The organism is Pseudomonas khavaziana (assembly GCF_019145205.1).
Taxonomy (GTDB): Bacteria; Pseudomonadota; Gammaproteobacteria; order Pseudomonadales; family Pseudomonadaceae; genus Aquipseudomonas; species Aquipseudomonas khavaziana.
In genome coordinates, this window is sequence record NZ_JAHSTT010000011.1 from 59320 (window position 1) to 84125 (window position 24806).

At 59.4% G+C, this 24806-nt stretch carries 23 protein-coding genes; 11 read left to right on the forward strand and 12 right to left on the reverse strand.

Annotated elements, in window-relative coordinates; genetic code table 11:
• Positions 1–12: 12 nt before the first annotated feature.
• Positions 13–543, reverse strand: a complete 531-nt coding sequence (locus KVH01_RS22790; protein WP_034120803.1) for a YceD family protein — start codon at positions 541–543, stop codon at positions 13–15.
• A 105-nt stretch (positions 544–648) separates the two neighbouring features.
• Between KVH01_RS22790 and KVH01_RS22795 the strand changes: the two genes are divergently transcribed.
• Positions 649–1227 (forward strand): Maf family protein, encoded by a 579-nt coding sequence (locus KVH01_RS22795; protein ID WP_217883003.1) that lies wholly within the window; start codon positions 649–651, stop codon positions 1225–1227.
• 133 nt (positions 1228–1360) lie between these two features.
• Here the strand turns inward: KVH01_RS22795 and KVH01_RS22800 are convergent, their stop codons facing one another.
• Genes KVH01_RS22800 through rluC form a run of 3 tightly spaced genes read right to left on the reverse strand, consistent with a single transcriptional unit; the run spans position 1361 to position 3974 of the window.
• The gene (locus KVH01_RS22800; RefSeq protein ID WP_217883004.1) at positions 1361–2344 is read right to left on the reverse strand and encodes a S49 family peptidase; all 984 of its coding nucleotides are present in this window, start codon (positions 2342–2344) and stop codon (positions 1361–1363) included.
• 21 nt (positions 2345–2365) lie between these two features.
• Entirely contained in the window at positions 2366–3028 is a 663-nt protein-coding gene (locus KVH01_RS22805; RefSeq protein WP_043050095.1) for an HAD-IA family hydrolase, read from the reverse strand.
• The gene (gene rluC, locus KVH01_RS22810) at positions 3015–3974 is read right to left on the reverse strand and encodes a 23S rRNA pseudouridine(955/2504/2580) synthase RluC (RefSeq protein ID WP_005790558.1); all 960 of its coding nucleotides are present in this window, start codon (positions 3972–3974) and stop codon (positions 3015–3017) included. Before rluC ends, KVH01_RS22805 begins: the two co-directional genes overlap by 14 nt.
• A 765-nt stretch (positions 3975–4739) precedes the next feature.
• Here rluC and rne point away from each other — a divergent pair.
• Positions 4740–7886 (forward strand): ribonuclease E, encoded by a 3147-nt coding sequence (rne, locus tag KVH01_RS22815; protein WP_217883005.1) that lies wholly within the window; start codon positions 4740–4742, stop codon positions 7884–7886.
• Positions 7887–8144: 258 nt separating this feature from the next.
• Here the strand turns inward: rne and KVH01_RS22820 are convergent, their stop codons facing one another.
• On the reverse strand, positions 8145–8486 hold the full coding sequence (locus KVH01_RS22820; RefSeq protein WP_043050565.1) for a hypothetical protein: 342 nt from the start codon (positions 8484–8486) through the stop codon (positions 8145–8147).
• 45 nt (positions 8487–8531) lie between these two features.
• Positions 8532–9176 carry an ATPase gene (locus KVH01_RS22825; RefSeq protein ID WP_217883006.1) on the reverse strand — a complete coding sequence of 215 codons (645 nt, stop codon included), beginning with the start codon at positions 9174–9176 and terminating at the stop codon, positions 8532–8534.
• 136 nt (positions 9177–9312) lie between these two features.
• Here KVH01_RS22825 and KVH01_RS22830 point away from each other — a divergent pair, with 136 nt between their 5' ends.
• Entirely contained in the window at positions 9313–9597 is a 285-nt protein-coding gene (locus KVH01_RS22830; protein ID WP_046072273.1) for a hypothetical protein, read from the forward strand.
• Here the strand turns inward: KVH01_RS22830 and yfcF are convergent.
• The 3 genes from yfcF to KVH01_RS22845 form a co-directional block, all read right to left on the reverse strand.
• On the reverse strand, positions 9556–10182 hold the full coding sequence (gene yfcF / locus KVH01_RS22835; RefSeq protein ID WP_217883007.1) for a glutathione transferase: 627 nt from the start codon (positions 10180–10182) through the stop codon (positions 9556–9558). The genes KVH01_RS22830 and yfcF overlap by 42 nt on opposite strands.
• 110 nt (positions 10183–10292) lie before the next feature.
• The gene (locus tag KVH01_RS22840; protein ID WP_217883008.1) at positions 10293–11411 is read right to left on the reverse strand and encodes an MFS transporter; all 1119 of its coding nucleotides are present in this window, start codon (positions 11409–11411) and stop codon (positions 10293–10295) included.
• Positions 11412–11653: 242 nt separating this feature from the next.
• Entirely contained in the window at positions 11654–12196 is a 543-nt protein-coding gene (locus tag KVH01_RS22845; RefSeq protein WP_043050588.1) for a DUF924 family protein, read from the reverse strand.
• 72 nt (positions 12197–12268) lie between these two features.
• Between KVH01_RS22845 and KVH01_RS22850 the strand changes: the two genes are divergently transcribed.
• Positions 12269–13423 (forward strand): DUF1624 domain-containing protein, encoded by a 1155-nt coding sequence (locus KVH01_RS22850; RefSeq protein ID WP_217883009.1) that lies wholly within the window; start codon positions 12269–12271, stop codon positions 13421–13423.
• Positions 13424–13542: 119 nt separating this feature from the next.
• Here KVH01_RS22850 and metE read toward each other — a convergent pair whose 3' ends face one another.
• Positions 13543–15831, reverse strand: a complete 2289-nt coding sequence (metE, locus tag KVH01_RS22855; protein ID WP_217883010.1) for a 5-methyltetrahydropteroyltriglutamate--homocysteine S-methyltransferase — start codon at positions 15829–15831, stop codon at positions 13543–13545.
• A 252-nt stretch (positions 15832–16083) separates the two neighbouring features.
• Here metE and KVH01_RS22860 point away from each other — a divergent pair, with 252 nt between their 5' ends.
• Complete coding sequence (locus KVH01_RS22860; protein WP_043050558.1) at positions 16084–17181, forward strand: carboxynorspermidine decarboxylase; 1098 nt, start codon at positions 16084–16086, stop codon at positions 17179–17181.
• A gap of 28 nt (positions 17182–17209) precedes the next feature.
• Complete coding sequence (locus KVH01_RS22865) at positions 17210–18454, forward strand: saccharopine dehydrogenase family protein (RefSeq protein WP_057022581.1); 1245 nt, start codon at positions 17210–17212, stop codon at positions 18452–18454.
• Positions 18455–18655: 201 nt separating this feature from the next.
• Here KVH01_RS22865 and KVH01_RS22870 read toward each other — a convergent pair whose 3' ends face one another.
• Positions 18656–19435 (reverse strand): IclR family transcriptional regulator, encoded by a 780-nt coding sequence (locus KVH01_RS22870; protein WP_217883011.1) that lies wholly within the window; start codon positions 19433–19435, stop codon positions 18656–18658.
• A 214-nt stretch (positions 19436–19649) separates the two neighbouring features.
• Between KVH01_RS22870 and KVH01_RS22875 the strand changes: the two genes are divergently transcribed.
• The 5 genes from KVH01_RS22875 (at position 19650) to KVH01_RS22895 (ending at position 23722) form a co-directional block, all read left to right on the forward strand.
• Positions 19650–20432, forward strand: a complete 783-nt coding sequence (locus tag KVH01_RS22875) for an ABC transporter substrate-binding protein (RefSeq protein ID WP_217883012.1) — start codon at positions 19650–19652, stop codon at positions 20430–20432.
• Positions 20429–21097: an amino acid ABC transporter permease gene (locus KVH01_RS22880; RefSeq protein ID WP_043051693.1), complete on the forward strand. Its 669-nt coding sequence runs from the start codon at positions 20429–20431 to the stop codon at positions 21095–21097. Before KVH01_RS22875 ends, KVH01_RS22880 begins: the two co-directional genes overlap by 4 nt.
• Positions 21094–21846, forward strand: coding sequence for an amino acid ABC transporter ATP-binding protein (locus tag KVH01_RS22885; protein WP_217883013.1), 753 nt, complete (start codon positions 21094–21096; stop codon positions 21844–21846). Before KVH01_RS22880 ends, KVH01_RS22885 begins: the two co-directional genes overlap by 4 nt.
• On the forward strand, positions 21843–23111 hold the full coding sequence (locus KVH01_RS22890; protein ID WP_217883014.1) for an NAD(P)/FAD-dependent oxidoreductase: 1269 nt from the start codon (positions 21843–21845) through the stop codon (positions 23109–23111). The genes KVH01_RS22885 and KVH01_RS22890 overlap by 4 nt, the downstream gene beginning before the upstream one ends.
• 371 nt (positions 23112–23482) lie before the next feature.
• On the forward strand, positions 23483–23722 hold the full coding sequence (locus tag KVH01_RS22895; protein ID WP_217883015.1) for a DUF6124 family protein: 240 nt from the start codon (positions 23483–23485) through the stop codon (positions 23720–23722).
• 151 nt (positions 23723–23873) lie between these two features.
• Here KVH01_RS22895 and glsB read toward each other — a convergent pair whose 3' ends face one another.
• Positions 23874–24782 (reverse strand): glutaminase B, encoded by a 909-nt coding sequence (gene glsB / locus KVH01_RS22900; RefSeq protein ID WP_217883016.1) that lies wholly within the window; start codon positions 24780–24782, stop codon positions 23874–23876.
• Positions 24783–24806: the final 24 nt, after the last annotated feature.

Consider the following 24806-nt stretch of genomic DNA (forward strand, 5'->3'; position numbering starts at 1 on the left):
ATTGATTAACTCCTAAACGTTTGGGTCACGCTTTAACTGCGCCAATACACTGAACGGGTTGGACCGCGTTACCTCGTCCTCGCTCGGCTCGGCCTCGTCATCGAGACCCTCCGGCTGCTGGCATTCTTCCGGATGATGAGCAGGCACAATGGGCAAGGCGAGCAGAAGCTCCTCCTCGATCAGTGCATGCAGATCCAATGGATCTTCGCCCAGTTCCAGCACGTCATAACCTTTCGGCAACGACTGGGTATTCGCACCCTCTTTCACCACAGCATAACTGCATTCGCTGTGGATCGGCAGGGTGACCAGCTCAAGACAACGCTGGCAAACCATTTTGACTTCGGTGTCGATAATGCTGTGGATTACCACAGACTTACGTTCATCTCGTTCAAAAACGAATTTAGCCTGCACCGTACCGACAGTGTCGGAAAGCGGGTCGCAGAGTCTCTCCAAATCGGCCAGCAGCACTTCACCTTGAAGGGTGGTGCCACGATCAGCCAATTTGCGCGGGTCAACGTGAGGTGGAATCGGGTCATTCAACATAGGCGCAGCATTATAGGGATGCACCCGGCCATGTCAAAGGAAATTCAGCCCTGTGCGTCAGCCGGTCACGTCGCTAGAATCGGCGACTGCCTTGAGGAGACGTATATGCTGCCTTTATTACTCGCGTCCAGCTCGGTTTATCGCCGGGAATTACTGAGCCGCCTGCACCTGCCATTCACCTGCAGCTCACCGGATATCGACGAAAGCCACCACATGGATGAATCGGCCACCGAGCTGGTCAAGCGCCTGGCCGAACAAAAGGCCCGCGCCCTTGCCGCCAGCCATCCAGGGCATTTGATCATAGGCTCCGATCAGGTGGCAGCACTGGAAGGCCGGATCATCGGCAAACCCCACACCTTTGAAAACGCCCGCGAGCAATTGTTGGCGGCCAGTGGCAAACGGGTGATCTTTCTTACCGGGTTGGCAGTGCTTAACAGTGAGACGGGGCGCTGCCAGGTCGACTGCGTACCTTTTACCGTGCACATGCGCGAGTTGGATGCAGAGCGTATTGAGCGCTACCTGCGGATCGAGCAACCCTACGACTGCGCGGGCAGCTTCAAAGCCGAGGGGCTGGGCGTGAGCCTGTTCCAAAGCACCGAAGGGCGGGATGCGACCAGCCTTGTCGGCCTGCCGCTGATTCGACTGGTGGATATGCTGCTCGCTGAAGGCGTGCAAATCCCCTGAGAACACCATAAAAACAAATGTGGGAGGGGGCTTGCCCCCGATAGCGGTGGACCAGCCAAGTTATCTATGGCTGACACACCGCGATCGGGGGCAAGCCCCCTCCCACATTTTGATCTACAGCTGGCTTGAGATATCAGCGTAGCGTCGGGCCTTGGAAGCCCATATACAGCGCAAGCTTCTCAGCCACACTGGCACCAAGCTTCTTGGAGAAACGGTCAAACGGCGATTCCTCAACCGTAAAGTCCACCAACTCCTTCTCGCCAACCACATCCCGCGCCACCGAACTGGCACTGCCCAGGCCATCGATCAAGCCCAGCGGCAATGCCTGCTCGCCCGACCACACCAGCCCGGAGAACAGCTCCGGATGGTCTTTATCCTTCAATCGATCCCCACGTCCCTGCTTCACGCTGGCAATGAACTGGCGATGGGTGGTGTCGAGCACGCCCTGCCAGAACTGGGTCTCATCAGCCTTTTGCGGCTGGAACGGATCCAGGAATGCCTTGTGCTCGCCGGAGGTGTAGATGCGCCGCTCCACCCCCAGCTTCTCCATGGTGCCGACAAACCCGTAACCGGCTGCCGTCACGCCAATGGAGCCCACCAGGCTGGCCTTATCGGCATAGATCTGGTCGGCGGCACTGGCGATGTAATAGGCCCCTGAGGCACCCAGGTCAGAAATCACCGCATAGAGCTTGGTATCCGGATGCAATGCACGCAGGCGACGAATCTCGTCATAGACATAGCCCGACTGCACAGGGCTGCCGCCCGGGCTGTTAATGCGCAGGATCACGCCCTTGACCTTGGAGTCTTCGAAAGCGGCGCGCAGACTGGTGACGATATTGTCGGCACTGGCGGGCTCCTTGTCGGCAATCACTCCACGCACTTCGATCAAGGCAGTGTAGTGACTGCCGCGGGTGGCGCTTTTTTCCATGTCCATCAGCGGGCTGAACAGCGCCAGCATGCCGAGCAGGTAAACAAAGGTCAGCAGCTTGAAGAAAATCCCCCAGCGCCGCGAACGACGCTGTTCCTGGACGCTGGCCAGGAGGGTCTTCTCCAGCAGCTTCCAGCTTTTATCATCACTGCTCTCGGCCTTTTCGGGCGCTTTCCACTCGTCACTCATGCCATTAACCCCAGCAAAAACTCATTGGGCCCGGCTAAGCCAGACCTGCAATTCAGAAAAATGATCAATCGTCAGCCTCGGCTCGTATTGCTGCAACGCCTCGGCAGCCTGGGCGCCATAACTGACCGCCACGCTGTCCATGCCGGCATTGCGCGCCATCATCAGGTCGAAGGACGCGTCACCCACCATCAATGCCTGGCGTGGCGACACTCCGCAATGATCCAGGATCTGCTCCAGCATCAGAGGATGAGGCTTGCTGGCGGTTTCATCCGCAGCGCGAGTGATGTCGAAATAATCCTCGAAACCATGGGCCTTAAGCACACGATCCAAACCACGGCGAGCCTTACCGGTAGCAACAGCCAAGTGATAGCCCTCGGCACGAAACGCCGCCAAGGATTGCCTTACGCCGTCAAACAGCGGCGACGGCTCGGCTTCCAGAGCGATGTAGTGATCGGCATAGTGCTGCCGGAACGCTATCAGTTCCTGGTCACCGATCTGCGGGTACAGGGTGCGGATGGCCTCAGGCAAGCCCAGGCCGATGATGCCTTTAACCGCCAGGTCGCTGCATAGCTCATAGCCTGAACGGGTTGACGCCATGTGCATCGACTCGACAATCCGACCAATGGAATCGGCCAGCGTCCCATCCCAATCGAAGATCAGCAGCTTGTAGTCAAGGTGCGACACTCAAACGCTCCACGGTCTTGGCCCACATCTCATCGACCGGCGCCTGCAATTTCAGCTCGCCGCCATCGGGCAGCGGCACCGTAAGCATATAGGCATGCAGGAACAGGCGCTTACCGCCCAGGTCGCGGATTTCCTTGGAGAAGCCCTCGTCGCCGTACTTGGTATCGCCAGCAATGCAGTGGCCCGCATGCAGGGTATGCACACGAATCTGGTGGGTGCGGCCAGTGACCGGCTTGGCCTCGACCATGGTGGCAAAGTCACCGAAACGGCGAAGCACCTTGAACAGGGTCAGGGCTTCCTTACCCTCCTCGTCCACCTCGACCATACGCTCGCCGGAGCGCAGGTTACTTTTCTGCAGCGGCGCACGCACGCTCTTGATCGAGCTGGCCCAGTTACCACGCACCAACGCCATGTAGCGCTTGTCCACGCCATCGCCACGCAGGGCAGTGTGCAGATGACGCAACATGCTGCGCTTCTTGGCAATCATCAACAGGCCGGAGGTGTCACGGTCCAGGCGATGGACCAGTTCCAGCTCCTTGGCATCCGGGCGCAACTGGCGAAAGGCTTCGATCACGCCGAAATTCAGACCACTGCCGCCATGAACTGCAATGCCGCAGGGCTTGTTGATCACGATCAGCTTGTTGTCTTCGAAGACAATCGAGGCTTCCAGGCGCTGCAACAGACCCTGGGCCAATGGCACAGGCTCGTCGCGCTCAGGCACGCGCACAGGCGGCACACGGACGATATCGCCCGCCTGCAATTTGTACTCAGGCTTGATCCGGCCCTTGTTCACGCGCACTTCGCCCTTACGCAAAATGCGGTAGATCAAGGTCTTGGGCACGCCTTTGAGCCGGGCCAGGAGAAAATTGTCGATGCGTTGGCCGGCATATTCCGGCGAGACCTCAAGCAGCTGGACGCTGGGGGTCGGGGGGGTGGTAGTCGTCATGCCGGCGATGATAACAATTTTTATGGAATTGAAGCACTTAATCATTGCTGCTATAGTCGCGAACGCCGCCAAAAGCGGCCTGGACAGAGGACATGCGGCAAATTGCCGGCCCTGACCATCGCAATTCATCAGGACGCGAGGCCGTCCTACGGGGCTTTCGCCACCTTGGAAGGCTCAAGATTGTAACAAGCGCAGGTGACATGAGGCCTGAAGCGAGTGCAGAAAGCAGAGTGAATACTCGCATTCTGCGCCGATATTTACGGCCAGTTCACAAAGTGCAGTCAATCTTGAACCAGACCACGGCGAATACTTCGGAAACAACGCCTGTTAAGAGCTGAGTGAGAGCGCAGTCGCCCACACCTAGTCTTGTTTAGCCATGAGCGTGGACTCCCCATTGGAGAACACGGTAAATGCCAACCCGCTGCGGATTCTGCGCGCGGCAGCACCCGAATTATCAGGGATACGTGTAGGGTGGAGATGCACAACCGTCGGACTGTGTAGCACTAGGCTTATTTTAGACGCTTCATCTCGTCCACAGTCGCCGGTTGATTCCTCCTCCTGACCTTAGCTTTTGTTGAAGTGGTGCCTTTGTCACCACCGCTAACGAGCAGGACGCGTCCGTCGCGATACCGGCCCAATTGGCAGGTTTTGCTGGACACTGGAGTGGCCAACCACTCTTGACGCACCTGACACCGACCGTGAGAAGTCGTGTGTGCCGAACGCCGTTTCCGGCAGCCCGGAAACCGACGGTACAACATGAAAAGAATGCTGATTAACGCAACTCAACCCGAAGAGTTGCGTGTTGCACTGGTAGATGGCCAACGCCTCTACGACCTGGACATCGAATCCGGTGCACGCGAGCAAAAGAAGGCCAACATCTATAAAGGCCGTATTACTCGCATCGAACCAAGCCTTGAGGCTGCCTTTGTCGATTTCGGCTCCGAGCGCCACGGCTTCCTGCCCCTCAAAGAAATCTCCCGCGAATACTTCAAGAAAGCCCCCGAAGGCCGCGTGAATATCAAGGACGTCCTGAGCGAAGGCCAGGAAGTCATCGTGCAGGTCGAGAAAGAAGAACGTGGCAACAAGGGCGCCGCCCTGACTACCTTCATCAGCCTCGCCGGCCGTTACCTCGTGCTGATGCCGAACAACCCACGTGCCGGCGGCATTTCCCGTCGTATCGAAGGCGAAGAGCGCAATGAACTGCGTGAAGCGCTGAACGGCCTGGTCGCACCGGCCGACATGGGCCTGATCGTTCGTACTGCAGGCCTGGGCCGCAGCAGCGAAGAAATGCAGTGGGACCTCGACTACCTGCTGCAACTGTGGACCGCCATTAAAGAAGCGTCCCTGGATCGTTCCGCGCCATTCCTGATCTACCAGGAAAGCAACGTGATCATCCGCGCCATCCGCGACTACCTGCGCCAGGACATCGGCGAAGTGCTGATCGACAGCGTTGAAGCCCAGGACGAAGCCCTGACCTTCATCCGCCAGGTGATGCCGCAGTACGCCAGCAAGATCAAGCTGTACGAAGACAGCGTACCGCTGTTCAACCGTTTCCAGATCGAAAGCCAGATCGAGACCGCCTTCCAGCGCGTGGTCGAACTGCCTTCCGGCGGCTCCATCGTCATCGACCCGACCGAAGCCCTGGTGTCCATCGACATCAACTCGGCGCGCGCCACCAAAGGCAGCGACATCGAAGAAACCGCCCTGCAGACCAACCTGGAAGCGGCTGAAGAAATCGCCCGCCAACTGCGCCTGCGTGATATCGGCGGCCTGATCGTGATCGACTTCATCGACATGACCCCCGCCAAGAACCAGCGCGCCGTGGAAGAGAAAGTCCGCGAATGCCTGGAAGCTGACCGTGCTCGCGTGCAAGTCGGCCGTATCTCGCGCTTCGGCCTGCTGGAAATGTCCCGCCAGCGCCTGCGTCCATCCCTGGGCGAGAGCAGCGGCATCGTCTGCCCGCGTTGCAACGGCACCGGCATCATCCGTGACGTTGAATCGCTGTCCCTGGCGATCCTGCGCCTGATCGAAGAAGAAGCCCTGAAAGACCGCACCGCCGAAGTCCGCGCGCAAGTGCCGATTCCGGTTGCCGCCTTCCTGCTTAACGAAAAACGCAACTCGATCACCAAGATCGAACTGCGCACCCGTGCCCGTATCGTCATCCTGCCGAACGACCACCTCGAGACGCCGCACTTCGAAGTCCAGCGCCTGCGTGATGACAGTCCGGAAGCCCATAGCGGCCAGTCCAGCTATGAAATAGCTGCTGCCGCTGCCGAAGTGGAAGAAGTCCAGCCAGCGGCTGCGACCCGCACCCTGGTCCGCCAGGAAGCCGCCGTGAAGACCGCGCCGGCCCGTGCCAACGCACCGATGCCGACCGAAGCCGCTGCTCCGGTTGCCGCCCCGGCCGCCCTGCCTGAGCCAAGCCTGTTTAAGGGCCTGGTGAAATCGCTGGTCAGCCTGTTCGCCACCAAAGAAGAGCCTGCTGCCCCGGTCGTGGTCGAAAAGCCTGCCACCGAGCGCCCGGCGCGCAACGAAGAACGTCGCAACGGTCGCCAGCAGAGCCGTAACCGCAACGGTCGCCGTGACGAAGAGCGCAAGCCTCGCGAAGAACGTGCACCGCGTGAAGAACGCGCGCCACGTGAAGAGCGTGCACCTCGCGAAGCCCGCGAAGACACCCCGGCCGTCGCCCGCGAAGAACGTGCACCGCGTGAAGAGCGCGCACCACGTACCCCACGTGCCCCGCGTGAAGATCGCAAGCCGCGTGGCGAGCGCGAAGAGCGCGTGCGTGAACTGCGTGAGCCGCTGGACGCCGCGCCAGCCGTTGCTGCTGCCGCCGCTGCCAGCACCGAAGAACGCCCGGCGCGCCAGCCGCGCGAAGAGCGTGCCCCACGTGAAGAGCGCCAGCCGCGCCCACCGCGTGAGGAGCGTCAACCACGCGCTGAGCAAGCCTCTGCCGCCAGCGAAGAAGAAGTACTGACCGGCGAAGAGCAACTGCAGGAAGACGGTCAGGACAACGCCGAAGGCGATCGTCCACGCCGCCGCTCCCGTGGACAGCGTCGTCGCAGCAACCGTCGCGAGCGTCAACGTGACGCCAACGGCAACGTGATCGAAGGTTCGGAAGAAGCCGGCGAAAATGCCGAAGCCGCCAGCAACGAACCAACGGGCGCCGAACTGGCTGCCGGCTTGGCCGTTACCGCTGCCGTTGCCAGCTCGGTCATCAGCGCACCTGCCGAGGCCCAGGCCCACGAGCAAGCCGAGCGAGCTACCGCTGCTGTCGAGGAAACCGTTGCGGTAGAAGCGCCAGCCGCCGAGACCCCAGTGGTTGAAGCGCCGACTGTTGAAGCGCCAGTCGTTGAAGCCACTACCCCGATCGAAGCCCCAGTGGCTGCGGAAGTGGAAGTTGCCCCGGTTCGCGACGCACAGCCAGAAACCGAAGTGGTTGCTGTTGAGCCCGCACCGGTTATCGAGCCTGCGCCAGTGGTTGAAGCGGCTGTAGAAGCACCGGCTGCCGAAGAAGCTGCCCCGGTTGTGCGTGAAGTTCGCGAAGAACAGACCGCCTTCCAGTGGACCGCTGAGCCGGCTGCCCCGGTTGAAGCGCCAACGCCTGCCCCTGCGGTAGAAGAAGCGCCGACGCCGGTTGCCGAAGTCGTCGCCGAGCCAGCCCCAGTGGTTGAGCCGACGCCGGTTGTGGAGCCTGCACCCGTGGTTGAAGTTGAAGCCCCAGTGGTTGCCGAAGTGGCCGCCCCTGTAGTTGAAGCTGCACCTGCCAGCGCCCTTACCGAAAACGGCCGTGCGCCGAACGACCCACGTGAAGTGCGTCGTCGCCGCAAGGAAGCCGAAGCAGCGGCTGCAGCGGCTGCCCAGGCGGTAGAGCACAAGGCCGTGGAAGAAGAGCCTAAACCCCTCGTTTGATTCCATCCGCCACTAAAAAGCCCCGCCTGAGCAATCAGGCGGGGCTTTTTTTTGCAAAAGATTCGAACACACGGCTGTTCAAGTGTGGGAGGGGCTTGCCCTAATGCCTGTAGGAGCGAGCTTGCTCGCGAAAAACTCACAGGCGCCGCGTTCATTCAGGAAGCACGCTTTATCGTTGACGTTTTTCGCGAGCAAGCTCGCTCCTACGGAGGGCAATGTACGCTTAACTGACTAGCATTAGGGAAAGCCTCTCCCACTTTACTTACAGTCCTGTGCCGCCTGCTCCAGTCGCGACGGTTTGATCGCCGAGGCCAGCGGTTTGCGCTCATACAGGAACACCTTGGTGCCGTCCTGGGATTTGTAGGCCTCCAGCACATCATCGGCAGCGATCTTGCTGGTCAACAACACCTTGGCGTGGCGCGAGTTCTGCGTCACGGTCGAGGTGATGCCGTGTTTTTCCAGCTTGGGCAATACGCACTGCACATAGCCTTCAGGGGTCTTGGCGGTTTGCAGGGTCAGTGAGGGAGCATTTGGGGCAGTGATACATCCGGTCAGCGACAAAGCAGCGAAGGCCAGGGCCGGGGCAAAAAAAGAGCGCATACAGATTCCTGAAAATAACCAATAGGGTTTACATCCATTCGCGGGTCAACCTGCGCGAACCAGGGCCTTGAGCGACATATCGAACTGCTTCAGGGCGTCTTGCTGGACATCGCGTTGTTGCTCGATCAGCGCGGCGATCTCAGGCGCGGCCTTATCGTGCACCCACACCGACGGCACATGCTTGTCCACCGAGCCTTCAGCCTTGGCGATGTACTGCAGGTTCGCGTCATAGAAGCGTGCGGCAAAGCGCGCCTCGACCCGGTCGTTACGCTGGGTCAGCAATTGGTTATGGGCATCGAGCACCACCACCACGTCCGGATGTGCCCGCACCAGGGCATCCAGGCTGCTATAGACCGTCACCGAGAGAAAAGTGCCCTGTAGCGAATTCATCAACCAGTCGATGGCCAGTTGCGGATCGGAGCTGTTGACGAACGCTTCACGAATACGCCCATCCAACGCGTCCTTGGCGCCGTTCAGCGCCATGGCGTGGTAGCGTTCAAGGTAATTAAGGTTCTCGCGAGTGTTTTCGCTGAACAATACCCCCACCGACTGGGCGCGCTGCAGGGAGTCTACGCCAGCGGCAAGCGGGAGCAAATGGCCTGTACGCAGTTCATCGGCCATCGCCGGGGTGGTCATGGCCGCCGAGCCCAGCATCAGGGCCATTAGTGCAAACTGGATAATCGTCCTCATCGCGCATTTCCTTGACCGCGTTTCGATGTGCAGATTCTGCGCGATTGGCGAAAAAACAGAACTTGTGATCCTTGATGGTGACTATCATTTGAACCGATAGTGTCAGGCAGCCGATAAAATCTATAAGGACCCCGCCATGAAGCCCTACCAGAAAACCTTCGACCGCATCCGCGAAGCCGTACTGCCGGAATTTCGCGAGCGGGTCGCCGATTACCTGGTCGATTATGAAAACGTGTTGCTGGACCCAAGCGCCGATGCTGAACAACGCTCGGCCAGCGCCCAACAACTACGCGGCTACCTGCGGGGCTTGAACACCACACGGGTGCTGGGCATGGCCCACTGGGAGGAGCTCGACCGACGTGTCGAGGAAGAGTGGCAGCTAGAGCACCGGCCGTTGCAGGTTGACCCACTCCTGCACTGACGGCCGTTGCCACTGGCGCTGCGCGTACACCACCAGCTCGGTCGGTACACTGTCGCCGTTGAGGATCAGGCGATTGAGCATCACCGCCAGGTCCACATCGGCAATTGACCATTCGCCAAACAAATACTTAGGGTTGCCTGCCAGAAGTGCCTGAGCAGCAGTGATCAACTTGCCCGCAGCGGCCTGAGCCACCGGCGATAAAGGCGGCATCTTCTGCCCGTAGAACACCACCAGCGTCGAACGTTCCTGGCGAATCGGCAGCAAATCGCTGCGCAGCCACGCCTGAACCTGCCGCGCCCTCGCTCGCTGCTGCAGATCAGTTGGGTAAACGCAGATCTGAGGGTACGCCTGGTCCAGGTACTCAGTGATTGCCGAAGATTCCGACAGCGTGAAATTACCGTGTTCCAGAGTGGGTACCCGTTGGGTCAGGGAGCGTTGGGCGTAATCTGCCGACTGGTTTTGTCCAGCATCCAGATCCAGAGGAACCGTCTCGAACGCCAAACCTTTTTCCCGCAGCGCGACGAACACCGACATGGCGTAGGGGCTGGTGAACAGCGAATCAACGTAGAGGCGCAGTTGGCTCATGGGCTATCTCCGGTGGATGAGCCTCTAAGCTACGAGATTCGGGTCGATAAGGACAATGCCGGGTTTTTATGGGGGCATTCCTGGTGGGAATACAAAAGCCGCCCCGATGCCTAGCTGCTACTGTTATTTGACAGTAAAACTGTCACCAGCGCTCCCAAGGCGCCTAAACCAAGGGTTAGTAATGCCACGCCATGCAGTCCAACGGCGATGAGCAGTGATGCTAATGCTCCGAATAACAGAGCAACTAGCTGTTGCAAGAAACTAAACAGCATCATTGCCTCAATACCTGGGTATTTTTTTACCGCCATGGACGCGACACAGGGGTAGATCATTGCCTGGGCATACCAGACTGCTAGATATGCCAAGAACACAAAGTGGCGATCCAAGTGCTTTAAGGTTGTTAACAAAAATATCGACACCGCAAAAAGCAGCACACCGCCGGCCATAATTGAAAGTGCAGATATGCTAACCGACCTCAATGCATACCTTACAGACAGCGCCCCGCCGAAATAGGCAAGCCCCAGCCATACCCCAAACATCCCGTATTGCGCGCTATCCCACTCCAATAGCGCGTCAAAAACGTAGACACCTACACCTTGGTACACAACAAACACCCCATAACCACACCCGCCTAGTATGACCGGCAAATAAAAGCTGGGATGACTGACCATAGCTGCATACCTTGGACGTCCGACTCGCTGCTGACTGTCGATATCCAGAGCAGACAGAATCTCTCTTACAGGCAGTACCAAGATAGCGCAGATGATTGAGCCGCACGCCATGACCACTGCCACCACTTCCCAGCGAAAAAAAGAAACTAAAAACCCGCTTGCGACTTGTCCCGCCACCAACGCAAAAACAAATGAATAGGATAAAAGGGATAAATTCCTCGCCAAGTGAGCTCCCGAGAAAACCTCCGATAACAATGCGCGTCCCAGCAACGCCGCCCCGCCGCCACCCAAGCCTTGCAGCAGCCTGGAAAGATAAAAGCTTTTATCGTCATTAGCCCACACGGATAAAAAACTTCCACTAAAGAAAATGCAGCAAAACATCCACAGAACTGCTGAACGACCAAATAACCTAATAAGATGAACGGCGAAAATCAATGGAACTGCGGCACCGCTTAAATACATTAGTAAGGCGCTGTAGCCTTCAGCCGCACTCATACCGAGTGCATCGACGATATAAGGCGTGACTGGAAGATAAAGCGTCACGCCAAGCTGGGCCATCACAGTGGTGCTGCAAGCTAAAATCAGTATTCGCACATTTGGCTGCAAGTCATGCGTCTCAAGTTAGTTATCCTGATAATAATGTTTGAGCACGCAAGAAACCTTTACAAGCACGCAAAGTATGGGATTTAACCTAAAACTTTGTAGGCGAATTCTTCAGGTGATTCAGGTTTCCTCCAAGCTAACCGACGCACAGCGCTGTTGGATCAGCTAGAGGCGATGAGCAAGCCTCCTCCTACGCCCTACCCCGCAAATCCACCCTCATCCAAAAAAACCTGTTCCGCTGGTGTCGTAGCCCTGCCCAACACCGCATTGCGATGAGGAAAGCGCCCGAACCGCTCAATGATAACGGCGTGTTCCTTGGCCCAGTGGTAAGTATTGGCATCCAACTGCTGGTTAAGCGTCAGCGAGCGTTGCTGGTCCTGCGGATCTTCCGAGTGTTCAAACGGCAGATAACAGAACGCGCGCAACTGAGGTTCGATCTGTTGATCCAGTCCGGCGTCCACCATCTGGTGCGCATACAGGCGCGCCAGCGGATCGGTGGCGAACATATGCGCGGTGCCGCGAAAGGCGTTACGCGGGTATTGGTCCAGCAGGATCAATAACGCGAGCGCACCGTCGGCGCAGGTCAGCCAATCTTCCAGTTCGCGCCGTGCAGCCTGCATATGGGTGGCGTAGAAGGTGTCGCGAAAAACTGTGTCGAAGCCATCGTCCTTGGCGAACCAACGCTTGGGCCCCGCCTGTTTCCAGAATTCGATTACGGCCTCGGCCGATTGCGTTTTCATGCTGATCATCATGCGCCTCAATAAATGTTATAGGATAACGTCAATTATTTGCCCGCTCGCGATTCCCTACTTATGACCGACGCTACTACCTTACGCCAACGCCTGCAGTCCATCGACGCCCTGCGCGGCCTGGTGATCCTGTTCATGCTACTGGACCATGTGCGCGAAACCTTCCTGCTGCATCGCCAGGTCAGCGACCCGATGAGCATCGACAGCACAGAGCCTGCGCTGTTTGTCAGCCGCACCCTGGCCCATCTATGCGCGCCGGTGTTTGTGCTGCTCACCGGCTTGTCGGCCTGGCTGTATGGCCAGAAATACCAGGGCCGGCACGACGTGTCGGCGTTTTTGTTCAAGCGCGGGCTGTTTTTGGTGGTGCTGGAGTTCACCCTGGTCAACTTCGCCTGGACGTTCCAGTTGCCGCCCGCAGTGATCTATATGCAGGTGATCTGGGCAATCGGCGTGAGCATGATCGCCCTCGCCGCCCTGGTGTGGTTGCCGCGTGCGTTGCTGATCAGCTTGGCCCTGGTGATCATTGCCGGGCATAACCTGCTCGATGCAGTGCACTTGGCTCCGGGATCGACGTCGCAGTTGGTGTGGTCGATCCTGCATGAACGCAGTTGGATCCAGGTGTCTGAAAACCTGCGGCTGCGCGTGACCTACCCGGTGTTGCCGTGGATCGGCGTGATTGCCCTGGGCTACGGTCTTGGACCCTGGTTTGCCAATGTCACATCGCCGGCCACACGTCAGCGTTATTTGTTGATGGCGGGGTTGGGCGCGCTGGTGGGTTTTGTGTTGTTGCGGGCGGTCAACGGGTACGGCGACAAGCCTTGGCAGGCGTATGACAGCGGCGTGCAGACACTGATGAGCTTCTTCAACATTACCAAGTACCCGCCTTCACTGTTGTTCCTGGCGCTGACGCTGGGCATTGGCTTGTTGGTACTGCTGGCGTTCGAACGTGTCGGGCATAAACGCTGGATCGGTGTACTGGCCGTGTTTGGCGCCGCGCCGATGTTCTTCTACCTGTTGCACCTGTATGTGCTGAAAATACTGTATGTGGCCTGTGCTGCGTTGTTTGGACTCAACCAAGGCAATTATTTCGGCTTCGACAGCATCGGCGCGGTGTGGCTGGCCGCACTGTTGCTGCCGCTGGCGTTGTACCCGCCCGTGCGTTGGTTTGCCGGGCTCAAGGCGCGTCGGCGCGACATCGCCTGGCTCAAATATCTCTGACTATCGCTACTCCAAATGTGGGAGGGGGCTTGCCCCCGATAGCGGTGGGTCAGCCAATGGATTTGGTACTGAAACTCCGCCATCGGGGGCAAGCCCCCCTCCCACATTTTTAATCCGTATCAGGCCAATTCGGCGCGCAGTTGGCGGGCGGCGGTGACCATGTGAATAAGCGCCGCTTCGGTCTCCGGCCAGCCCCGGGTCTTCAACCCGCAATCGGGGTTGACCCACAAGCGCTCCGCCGGAATCCGTTTGGCGGCCTTGCGCAATAAGTTGGCCATCTCCGACGCATCCGGCACCCGTGGCGAGTGGATGTCATAGACCCCCGGGCCGATTTCATTCGGGTAAGCAAAGGCTTCGAATGCGTCGAGCAGCTCCATGTCCGAACGCGAGGTTTCGATGGTAATCACGTCGGCATCCATCGCCGCGATGGACTCGATCACATCGTTGAACTCGCTGTAGCACATGTGGGTGTGGATCTGGGTTTCGTCTCGCACACCACAGGCGCACAGGCGGAACACCTCGGTGGCCCAGTCAAGGTAGTGCTGCCACTGCGCCTGGCGCAACGGCAAGCCTTCACGGAACGCGGCTTCATCGATCTGCACGATCTTGATCCCGGCCGCTTCCAGGTCCAGCACTTCGTCACGAATCGCCAGGGCCAGTTGCCGCGCTTGCACTTCGCGGCTCACGTCTTCCCGTGGGAACGACCACATCAGCATGGTCACAGGCCCCGTCAGCATGCCCTTCATCACTTTGTCGGTCAGGCCCTGGGCGTAGCGGATCCACTCCACGGTCATGGCTTTCGGGCGACTCAGATCACCCACAATCACCGCCGGTTTCACACAGCGCGAACCATAGCTCTGCACCCAGCCGAAACGGGTGAACGCGTAGCCATCCAGTTGTTCGGCAAAATATTCGACCATGTCGTTACGCTCGGCTTCACCGTGCACCAGCACATCCAGCCCGAGGTTTTCCTGGACCTCGACGGCGTGCTTGATCTCACTGTGCATGGCCTCGACGTATTCGGCTTCGCTCAACTTGCCGGCCTTGTAAGACTGGCGTGCCAGGCGGATCGACGTAGTTTGCGGGAATGAACCGATGGTGGTGGTCGGGAACAGCGGCAGGTCCAGGCCGGCCCGCTGTTTCGCGATGCGTTGGGCAAACGGCGACTGACGCTGGCTGTCCTGGGCAGAAATAGCAGCCGCACGGGCTTGAACGGCAGGTTTGTGGATGCGTGGCGAAGTCGCGCGAGCCGCTTGAATGGTGCGGCTCTGCGCCAAGGCGACAACTATGTTGGGCGCCTCGGGCTGGTCGACGGCCTGGGCGAGCACCGCCACTTCCGCACACTTCTGAACAGCAAAGGCCAACCAGCTTTTCAGCTCCGCATCCAGCTGGTCTTCACGGCCAACGTCCACAGGGCTGTGCAGCAGCGAACAGGACGGCGCAACCCACAGGCGATCGCCCAATTTCTGGTGGGCATGCTGCAAGGTGGCCAGGGCTTTTTCCAGGTCGCAGCGCCACACGTTGCGGCCATTGACCACGCCCAGGGACAACACTTTATAAGCCGGTAGGCGGTCGAGGATGGTCGGATACTGGTCCGGCGCTCGCACCAGGTCGATGTGCAGGCCATCCACTGGCAGGTTAGCGGCCAAACCGAGGTTCTCTTCCAGGCCACCGAAGTAGGTCGCCACCAGCTTTTTCAGTGGGTCACGCTGGATCAGGTTATAGGCACGCTCAAACGCGTTCTTCCACTCCTGGGGCAAATCGAGCACCAGGATCGGCTCGTCGATCTGCACCCACTCCACGCCCAGGTCCGCCAGGCGCTGGAAGATCTGGCCGTACAGCGGCAACAGGCGCTCGAGCAGATCGAGCTTGTCGAAATCGCCACCCTTGGCCTTGCCCAGCCACAGGTAGGTCAGCGGGCCGATGACGACCGGCTTGACGGCGTGGCCGAGGTCACGGGCTTGCTTGACCTCTTCGAACAGTTGGTCCCACCCCAGGTGGAAGTGCTGGTCGACGCTGAACTCTGGCACCAGGTAGTGATAGTTGGTATCGAACCACTTGGTCATCTCCTGGGCGTGAGCGCCGCCGCAGCAGGTGTCGCTGACCCCGCGGGCCATGGCGAACAGGGTGTGCAACGTGGCCTGGCCGTCGGCCGGGCGGAAGCGCTCGGGGATCACGCCGAACATCAGCGAGTGGGTGAGCACCTGGTCGTACCAGGCGAAATCACCGGCGGGCAGCAGTTCAATGCCGGCCTGTTTTTGCAGCTCCCAATGGGTCTTGCGCAAGTCACGGCCCACGGCACGCAGGCCGGCCTCGTCGAGCTCGCCCTTCCAGAACGCTTCCTGCGCTTTTTTCAGTTCACGATCGCGTCCAATGCGCGGAAATCCCAGGGAATGAGCGACTGCCATGACTTACAACTCCAATGTCGGTATTTATGGCAGCCATTGTCGGCAGGCGGTAATAGTGAGACAAACTCATTTTATTCTAGATCATCACAAGATCTGCTCATGTTTGCAGCGCGGTCATCCTAACGAACCGTAACACTCAAGCCTTATGCTCAAGCACGGCGCGCAAAAACCGCCCGCTAACCTTTCGATCTGTTCCAAGTGCGGGCACAATGCGTGTCCTTTTTTGGCAGGCACCGCCGCAGGCTCTCAAAAATGATCAAAACGCCGTATTACCTCATCGATAAACAGAAGCTTCTGGTCAACATGCAGAAGATTGCCTACGTGCGCGAGCAGTCCGGCGCCAAGGCTCTGCTGGCACTCAAGTGCTTTGCCACCTGGTCGGTGTTCGACCTGATGCAGCAATATATGGACGGCACCACCTCGTCGTCGCTGTATGAGTTGAAGCTCGGTCGCCAGAAGTTCGAAGGTGAAGCGCACGCCTACAGCGTGGCCTGGGCCGACGATGAAATCGAAGAGATGCTGGAGAACTGCGACAAGATCATCTTCAACTCCATCAGCCAGTTGCAGCGGTTTGCCGAGCGTTCCGAGGGCAAGACCCGTGGCCTGCGCGTAAACCCGCAGGTGAGCAGCTCCGACTACCTGCTGGCCGACCCGGCGCGCCCGTTCAGCCGCCTGGGCGAATGGGACCCGGTGAAGATCGACGGCGTGATTGAGCAGATCTCTGGCTTCATGTTCCACAACAACTGCGAGAACGGCGACTTCAGCCTGTTCGACAAAATGCTTGGCACCATCGAGGAACGTTTCGGTGAGCTGCTGCACAAGGTCAAGTGGGTCAGCCTCGGCGGCGGCATCCACTTTACCGGTGAAGGCTATGCGCTGGATGCGTTCTGCGCGCGCTTGAAGGCGTTCTCCGAGAAGTACGGCGTGCAGGTGTACCTGGAACCGGGCGAAGCTGCGATCACCAACAGCGCCTCCCTGGAAGTCACCGTGCTCGACACTCTCTACAACGGCAAGCACCTCGCCGTAGTAGACAGCTCCATCGAAGCCCACCTGCTGGACCTGCTGATCTATCGCCTCAATGCCAAACTGGCGCCAAGCGAGGGTGAACACACCTACATGGTGTGCGGCAAATCCTGCCTGGCCGGGGACATCTTCGGCGAGTATCAATTCGATCGTCCGCTGGCCATCGGCGATCGGCTGTCGTTCATCGACACCGCGGGCTACACCATGGTCAAGAAAAATTGGTTCAACGGCCTGAAAATGCCGTCCATCGTAGTGAAACAACTCGACGGTACAGTCGAGGTGGTTCGTGAATTTGGTTACGACGACTACCTGTCCAGCCTTTCCTAAGCTGGCGGATATAGGAGAAATAAAGCAATTGAAAAAGAACGTTCTTATCATTGGTGCAGGAGGTGTCGCCAAGGTGGTGGCCCACAAGTGCGCGCAGCACAACGACGAACTCGGTCGTATTGCTATCGCGTCGCGCAACATCTCCAAATGCCAGGCCATCATCGACAGCGTCAAGGCCAAGGGTAGCCTCAAGGTACCCGCTGATATCCAAGCCTTTGCGCTGAACGCCCTGGACGTGGAAGCGACCAAGGCCCTGATCCGCGAGACTGAGTCGCAGATCGTCATCAACGTCGGTTCCGCGTTCCTCAACATGTCGGTACTGCGCGCCTGCATCGATACCGGCGTGGCCTACCTCGACACCGCCATCCACGAAGAGCCGGGCAAGGTCTGCGAGACCCCGCCGTGGTACGGCAACTACGAATGGAATCACCTGGAAGAATGCAAACAGAAGAACATCACCGCCATCCTTGGCGTGGGCTTCGACCCAGGTGTCGTCAACGCGTACGCCGCGCTGGCGCAGCAACAGCATTTCGACCGCATTGATTCGATCGACATTCTCGACGTCAATGCCGGCTCCCATGGCAAATACTTCGCCACCAATTTCGATCCGGAAATCAACTTCCGCGAATTTACCGGGCAGGTGTGGAGCTGGCAGAACAGCCAGTGGACCAGCAACACCATGTTCGAAGTCAAACGCACCGACGACCTGCCGGTAGTTGGTTCGCAGAACCTCTACCTCACCGGCCACGATGAAGTGCACTCGCTGTCGAAAAACCTCGACGTGCCCAACGTGCGTTTCTGGATGAGCTTCGGCGAACACTACATCAACGTGTTCACCGTACTGAAAAACCTCGGCCTGCTCTCCGAGAAGCCGGTCAAGACCGCCGAAGGCCTGGAAGTGGTGCCGTTGAAAGTGGTCAAGGCCGTACTGCCCGACCCGTCTTCGCTCGCCCCGGGCTACACCGGCAAGACCTGCATCGGCGACCTGGTCAAAGGCACCAAGGATGGCCAGCCGCGTGAGATGTTCATCTACAACGTGGCTGATCACGAAGAGGCGTATGCCGAGACCGACAGCCAGGGCATCTCCTACACCGCAGGCGTACCACCGGTCGCTGCTGCGCTGCTGGTTGCGCGTGGCGAGTGGGATGTGAAGCACATGGCCAACGTCGAGGAACTGCCGGCTGAGCCGTTCCTGAAAGCGCTGGATGTGATGGGCTTACCGACCCGGATCAAGGACGAGAACGGTGATCGCGCTTGGGATGCGATTGCCTGATAGGCGATAGCTGACCACACAAAAAAATGCGCCCAACCGGGCGCATTTTTTGTCTGGGTATTCTAGATATTCCCAGAACGCTGGAGAGCCAAATGTGGGAGGGGGCTCGCCCCCGATGGCTGTGTGTCAGCCAGCCTATTCTTTACTGACCCACCGCTATCGGGGGCAAGCCCCCACCCACCTTTTGACCTGGACTACCTGTTATTCCAGGTTCCGCGCCGAGTTACTCAGCGCTCTTGAGCACTGCAAAAGCGCCGGCGCCAACTGCCGCTCCGCTTCCGCCTGGCTCCAGCGACTGGTCGGCGCCACCACATGCACCGCCGCCACCGGCCGGCCATTGGCGCCGAGCACGGGCGCGCCGATGGTCATGTCGCCCAGGAACAGTTCCTGGCCATTTACCGCATACCCATGCTCGCGTACTTGCTGCAGCGATTCCAGAATTCGGTCGACATCTGTCACGGTATGGCTGGTGTGCGCCACTCGCTGACTGTTCTGGATCAGTGCCAGCGCTTCATCCTGCGGCAAGGCGCTCAAATAAGCCCGCCCCGACGCGGTGCAGTACATCGGCACCCGCGAACCGATCGGCATGTGCACCGGCACAAACCCGGCGCTGACAAACCGCGCAATGTAAGTCATGTCATGGCCCGCCGGCTCGGTCAGACATGACGTCTCACCAGTCAACCGCGTCAACTCGGACAAGAACGGGTTGGCCACTTCAATCAACGAATGCGCATCCAGGTAACTGAACCCCAGCTCCAGCACCCGAGGTGTGAGTTGGTAATGTCGTGTGCGCGAGTGTTTCCGAAGGTAACCCAGGCTTTCGAGGGTAAACACCATGCGTTGGGCCGAGCTTTTGGTCATGCCGGCGGCCTCGGCCACCTCTGCAAGGCTCATGCTGCGGCGCTGGGCGCTGAATGCCTTGAGCACAGACAGGCCTTTTTCCAGGGATTGGTTATGCAAACTGTTGCGGTCTTCGGGCATGGCGAACTCGCGGGCAGGTCAATCAGGCGTGGCGATATTTCTACCTTAAAAGCTATAAAATGACTACTAAATATCGCATAGCGATACAATACGTTCATTTATTAAACTTTATTCGATCATTTACGATTTATCCGATTCAAAATGGCATAGAGCTTGCGGTTTTATCAGCAGTCGCTTGCGCAACTGACTTCTGTTTTCCTTATGGAGTAACCCGATGAACAGTCTTTCGCCCTTGTTTCGCCGCCTTGCCTTCGGTGTATGTGCCGCGCTTTGTATCAGCGTTGCGCACGCAGAGGGTGCGTCCTCGTACAAAGTCGGGGCAACGGCCAGTGGTTCGCCGTTTACCTTCCTCGATATCAAGAGCAATAGCATTCAGGGTGTGATGGTCGACGTGGCCGAAGCCGTGGGTAAAGCCGGTGGGTTCAGCAGCCAGATCGAACAGACCAACTTTGCCGCCCTGATCCCGTCGCTGACCTCCGGCAAGCTGGACTTTATTTCCGCCGGCATGCTCAAGACCGAAGAGCGCACCAAGGTGGTCGACTTCAGCGCGCCGGTGTATGCCTACGGTGAACGCCTGATCGTCAGCGCCGATGACAATGCCACTTATCCCGACCTCACCCCGCTGAAAGACCAGGTGGTCGGCGTGCAAGCCGGGACGATCTTCTACGACCAATTGAACAAACTGGGTATTTTCAAGGAAATCCGCACCTACGACTCCATCGGCGAGATGGTCCGCGACCTGTCCCTGGGCCGCATCAAGGCCGCCGTCGGCGACCAGCCGGTGGTGGCTTACCAGATCCGCCAGAAGCTATTCAAAGGCGTGAAACTGGCGCCTGACTACCAGCCCACCAATGTCGGCGAAGTGTGCCTGGTGGTGCGCAAGGGCGATGCCGAAACCCTGGAACGCCTGAACAACGCCATCGCCAGCATCAAGGCCGATGGCACCCTGGACAGTATTCTCAAGAAATGGGGGCTGGATACCCAGGCGCGCCCATGAACTTGGCCGAGTTCCTGCAAAACGCCCAGGACTTCCTGCCGATCCTGCTGCAAGGCGCCTGGGTGACGATCCAGATCACGGTGTTGTCGTTCCTGCTCAGCAGTGCCATCGGCCTGGTGCTGGCGTTGCTCAAGCTGTCGCCGATCCGTGCGCTGTCGTGGGCGGCCAGTACCATCATCAATGTGATCCGTGGCCTGCCGATCATCGTGCAGCTGTTCTACATCTACTTCGTGCTGCCGGACATGGGCATCCACCTCACCGCGTTCTACGCCGGGGTGATCGGCATGGGCATCGCCTACTCGGCGTACCAGGCCGAGAACTTCCGCACCGGCATCATTGCCGTCGAACAGGGCCAGCGTGAAGCCGCCGAGGCCCTGGGCATGCGCCCGATGCTGATGATGCGCCGGGTGATCCTGCCCCAGGCATTTCGCATCGCCCTGCCGCCCTACGGCAACACTTTGGTGATGATGCTCAAGGACTCGTCCCTGGTGTCCACCATCACCGTGGCGGAGATGACCCGCCAGGGCCAGCTGATCGCCTCGTCGACCTTCCAGAACATGACCGTCTACACCCTGGTCGCCCTGCTCTACCTGCTGATGAGCTTGCCGCTGGTATATGGCCTGCGCCGCATGGAGCAGTACCTGGGCCGGAGGAAAAAAGCATGATCGAGATTCGTCAGCTGCAAAAACACTACGGCGACCACCGCGTGCTGCACGGCGTCGACCTCGCCGTGGCCAAGGGCGAAGTGGTGTGCCTGGTCGGCCCCTCGGGCTCGGGCAAATCCACCCTGCTGCGCTGCATCAATGCACTGGAAGCCTACGACGGCGGCCATATCAAGGTGTTCGGTGAAACCGTGCAGCGCGCCAGCAAGACGGTGCACACCCTGCGCAGCCGCATGGGCATGGTGTTCCAGCGCTTCAATCTGTTCCCCCACCGCACCGTGCTGGAAAACGTGATGGAAGGCCCGGTGTACGTCAAAGGTGAGCCGCCGCGGCAAGTGCGCGAGGAAGCCCTGGTACTGCTGGAGAAAGTCGGCCTGAGCGCCAAGGCCGACGCCTACCCGGAACAACTCTCCGGCGGCCAGCAGCAGCGCGTGGCCATCGCCCGCGCCCTGGCGATGAAACCCGAGGCCATGCTGTTCGACGAACCCACCTCGGCCCTCGACCCGGAGCTGGTCGGCGATGTGCTGGCGGTGATGCGCACGCTCGCCGATGAAGGCATGACCATGATCGTGGTCACCCACGAAATGGGCTTCGCCCGTGAAGTAGCCGACCGTGTGTGCTTCCTGCATGGCGGCTACATCGTCGAAAGCGGCCCCGCCGAGCAAGTGCTGGGCAACCCACAGCATGCGCGCACCCAGGACTTCCTGCGGCGCGTGCTGCACCCCACCGGCAACACGCGGAGCCTGTCATGAAGTCGTTGTGGTCGGCAACTGCACCGTCGGTAGTGCCCACGCCCGCGCTGAACGAGTCAGTGAAGGTCGATGTGGCGATTGTCGGCGCTGGCTATACCGGCTTGTCGACAGCGCTGCACCTGGCCGAGCGTGGCGTGCGCGTGTGCGTACTGGAAGCCCATGAGCCAGGTTGGGGCGCATCGGGGCGTAACGGTGGGCAGGTCAACCCCACGCTCAAATATGACCCGGAGCAACTGGTAAGGATGTACGGGCCGGAGCGCGCCGAGGCGCTGATCTCCACGGTATCGGGCTCGGCAGACCTGGTATTCAAGCTGATCGAGCGACATGGTATCGATTGCGCCCCGGTGCGCAAGGGTTGGATGCAGGTGTCTTACAACGAAAGGGGCGTGACCAGGCTGCATGCGCGGGCGGACCAATGGGCCCGGCGCGGCGTGCCGGTGCAACATCTGGATGCCAGTGCAGTGGCGGCGCGCATGGGCAGCTCGGCGTTTGCCGGCGGCTGGCTGGATGGGCGTGCCGGCGCGATCCAGCCCTTGGCATACGCCCGTGGCTTGGTCGCAGCAGCATTGGCGGCCGGTGCGCGGGTGCATGGCCACAGCGCGGTGACAGGGTTGCAGCGCCAGGGTTCGGCTTGGCAGTTGCAGACAGCGGGTGGCGCGCAGGTCATGGCCGATCAAGTGGTGCTGGCGACCAATGGCTACAGCAGCAACCTTTGGCCCGGCATGGCTCAGAGCGTGCTGGCGGCCAACAGTTTTATCGTCGCCACCAAGCCATTGAAGGGTCACGCGGCCGAGAGCATCTTGCCCGGCCAGGAAACCGTGTCTACTGCACAGAGGTTGCTGCTGTATTTTCGTAAAGACGCCTATGGGCGTCTGCTGATGGGGGGCCGTGGTTTGTTCAACGATCCCACCGGGCCAGAAGACTTTGCCCACCTGGAACGCTCACTGGCGCTGCTGTTTCCGCAGTTGGGACCGCTGCAATTCGACTACCGCTGGGCCGGGCGTATCGCGATCACGCGGGACTTCATGCCCCATGTCCACGAACCGGCGCCGGGGTTGACCCTGGCACTGGGCTGCAATGGGCGTGGGATCGCGCTGTGTACCAGCCTGGGCCAGCAACTGGCCGGGCGGCTGTGCGACAGCCATGCAGAGTTTGCCTACCCGGTGACGCCGTTGCAGCGGCTGCCGTTGCATGGGTTGCAGCGGTTTTATATTGGGGCTGGGGTGGCTTGGTACAGCTTGTTGGATCGGTTGAATGTGAGCTGACCCCGACTCGACCGAACAACACAAAACCCGTGCGGAATGGGCTTTGTGCCACTGTGGGACCGAGCAACCGCTCAGACTTTTCCCACAGTTGTTTCAGGTTGTAGATCGGAACTTCACTGACTAACCTCTGGGCCGTCGCTGCCAATTCAGCGGCCGGATTTGACCGTCCGACCTTGTTAACGAACTGCTACGCCCTGCACCTCTTCAGGCGTTTTTTTTGTGCCTGAGGTATCGTGTCGCGGCAGTTGTGCGCGGGATACCTTCGGGTATGCCGGGTTCGTTGACAACCGGTCGGTCAACCCGCGTACAGCTGCCACCCTCTTCGTTTGACCGCGAACGCTGGCGGCTCCACTTGTCGACGGAGTTTCACCATGATCAAAAACACCCCAAATCCCCCAGAAACCCTTTTCACTGTCTGCCCCAACCTCGACACTGAAACCCTGCTGGTCAATGCCTCCCAGGACCTGGCATCCATTACCGACATCGCCACCCACCTGGCTTTCGAAATCGACGGCGCCCACCGCAATGTAGCGCTGGGTATCTGCCGAATGCTCGAAGGCGTGCAGCTACTGGTAGGCAAGGTGCTGGATGAAACCCACCCAGTCGCGTAAAGACAAGACCGTATGAAGACCTCCAAACCATTGGAGATCCAAATGTGGGAGGGGGCTTGCCCCCGATAGCCGTGGGTCAGTGAAGAATATGCTAGCTGACACACCACTATCGGGAGCAATCCCCCTCCCACATTTTGCTTTGGTGATGTGTTCAGAACACCGACCACCCAATCCGCTCACTCAACAATTCCAACGCCTTCATCCCCGCCAGCGAGTTCCCCGCCGCGTTCAACTCCGGTGACCACACGCACACCGTGAACTGCCCCGGCACCACAGCGACGATCCCGCCACCTACCCCACTCTTGCCCGGCAACCCGACGCGATAGGCAAAATTGCCCGCCTCGTCATACAGCCCGCTGGTGGCCATGATCGAGTTGACCTGCCTGGTCTGACGCGCTGTCAAAATCTGCTCGCCACTGTGGGCACTCACGCCTTCGTTGGCGAGGAAGCTGAACGCCCGGGCCAGGTCCAGGCAGCTCATCTGCAAGGCGCAGTAGTTGAAGTAGCTGTGCAGCACCGCGTCCACATCGTTGTGAAAGTTGCCGAAGGATTTCATCAGGTAGGCCATGGCCGCATTACGTGCGCCATGCTGGGCTTCGGACTCGGCAACCACGCTGTTGACCAGGATCTGCGGGTTGCCCGACAGGCGCCGCACAAAGTCGCGCATCGACAGGATCGGCACGGCGAAGCGCGATTGGTTGATATCGCAGATCACCAGGGCGCCGGCATTGATAAACGGGTTGCGCGGGCGGCCGCGTTCGAATTCCAGTTGCACCATGGAGTTGAATGGCTGGCCCGACGGTTCGTGGCCCAGGCGTTCCCAGATGCTCTCGCCGCCGTGGTCGATGGCCTGCACCAGGCTGAACACCTTGGAGATGCTTTGCACCGAGAACAGGGTGTCGGCGTCCCCGGCACAATAAGCTGCGCCGTCATTACCGTATACCGCGATGCCGAGTTGCTGGGCCGGCACGTCGGCCAGCGCGGGGATGTAGTCGGCCACTTTGCCGAGGCCGATCAGGGGGCGCACTTCGTCGAGAATCGACTCGAGCAGCGCCTGCATATCTTGTCCTGTCATCTGTGTTTG

Coding starts and splice junctions, on each gene's coding strand:
- KVH01_RS22790 (WP_034120803.1), bottom strand. CDS start 543: ATGTTGAATGACCCGATTCCACCTCACGTTGACCCGCGCAAATTGGCT.
- KVH01_RS22795 (WP_217883003.1), top strand. CDS start 649: ATGCTGCCTTTATTACTCGCGTCCAGCTCGGTTTATCGCCGGGAATTA.
- KVH01_RS22800 (WP_217883004.1), bottom strand. CDS start 2,344: ATGAGTGACGAGTGGAAAGCGCCCGAAAAGGCCGAGAGCAGTGATGAT.
- rluC (WP_005790558.1), bottom strand. CDS start 3,974: ATGACGACTACCACCCCCCCGACCCCCAGCGTCCAGCTGCTTGAGGTC.
- rne (WP_217883005.1), top strand. CDS start 4,740: ATGCTGATTAACGCAACTCAACCCGAAGAGTTGCGTGTTGCACTGGTA.
- KVH01_RS22820 (WP_043050565.1), bottom strand. CDS start 8,486: ATGCGCTCTTTTTTTGCCCCGGCCCTGGCCTTCGCTGCTTTGTCGCTG.
- KVH01_RS22825 (WP_217883006.1), bottom strand. CDS start 9,176: ATGAGGACGATTATCCAGTTTGCACTAATGGCCCTGATGCTGGGCTCG.
- KVH01_RS22830 (WP_046072273.1), top strand. CDS start 9,313: ATGAAGCCCTACCAGAAAACCTTCGACCGCATCCGCGAAGCCGTACTG.
- yfcF (WP_217883007.1), bottom strand. CDS start 10,182: ATGAGCCAACTGCGCCTCTACGTTGATTCGCTGTTCACCAGCCCCTAC.
- KVH01_RS22840 (WP_217883008.1), bottom strand. CDS start 11,411: ATGGCCCAGCTTGGCGTGACGCTTTATCTTCCAGTCACGCCTTATATC.
- KVH01_RS22845 (WP_043050588.1), bottom strand. CDS start 12,196: ATGAAAACGCAATCGGCCGAGGCCGTAATCGAATTCTGGAAACAGGCG.
- KVH01_RS22850 (WP_217883009.1), top strand. CDS start 12,269: ATGACCGACGCTACTACCTTACGCCAACGCCTGCAGTCCATCGACGCC.
- metE (WP_217883010.1), bottom strand. CDS start 15,831: ATGGCAGTCGCTCATTCCCTGGGATTTCCGCGCATTGGACGCGATCGT.
- KVH01_RS22860 (WP_043050558.1), top strand. CDS start 16,084: ATGATCAAAACGCCGTATTACCTCATCGATAAACAGAAGCTTCTGGTC.
- KVH01_RS22870 (WP_217883011.1), bottom strand. CDS start 19,435: ATGCCCGAAGACCGCAACAGTTTGCATAACCAATCCCTGGAAAAAGGC.
- KVH01_RS22875 (WP_217883012.1), top strand. CDS start 19,650: ATGAACAGTCTTTCGCCCTTGTTTCGCCGCCTTGCCTTCGGTGTATGT.
- KVH01_RS22880 (WP_043051693.1), top strand. CDS start 20,429: ATGAACTTGGCCGAGTTCCTGCAAAACGCCCAGGACTTCCTGCCGATC.
- KVH01_RS22885 (WP_217883013.1), top strand. CDS start 21,094: ATGATCGAGATTCGTCAGCTGCAAAAACACTACGGCGACCACCGCGTG.
- KVH01_RS22890 (WP_217883014.1), top strand. CDS start 21,843: ATGAAGTCGTTGTGGTCGGCAACTGCACCGTCGGTAGTGCCCACGCCC.
- KVH01_RS22895 (WP_217883015.1), top strand. CDS start 23,483: ATGATCAAAAACACCCCAAATCCCCCAGAAACCCTTTTCACTGTCTGC.
- glsB (WP_217883016.1), bottom strand. CDS start 24,782: ATGCAGGCGCTGCTCGAGTCGATTCTCGACGAAGTGCGCCCCCTGATC.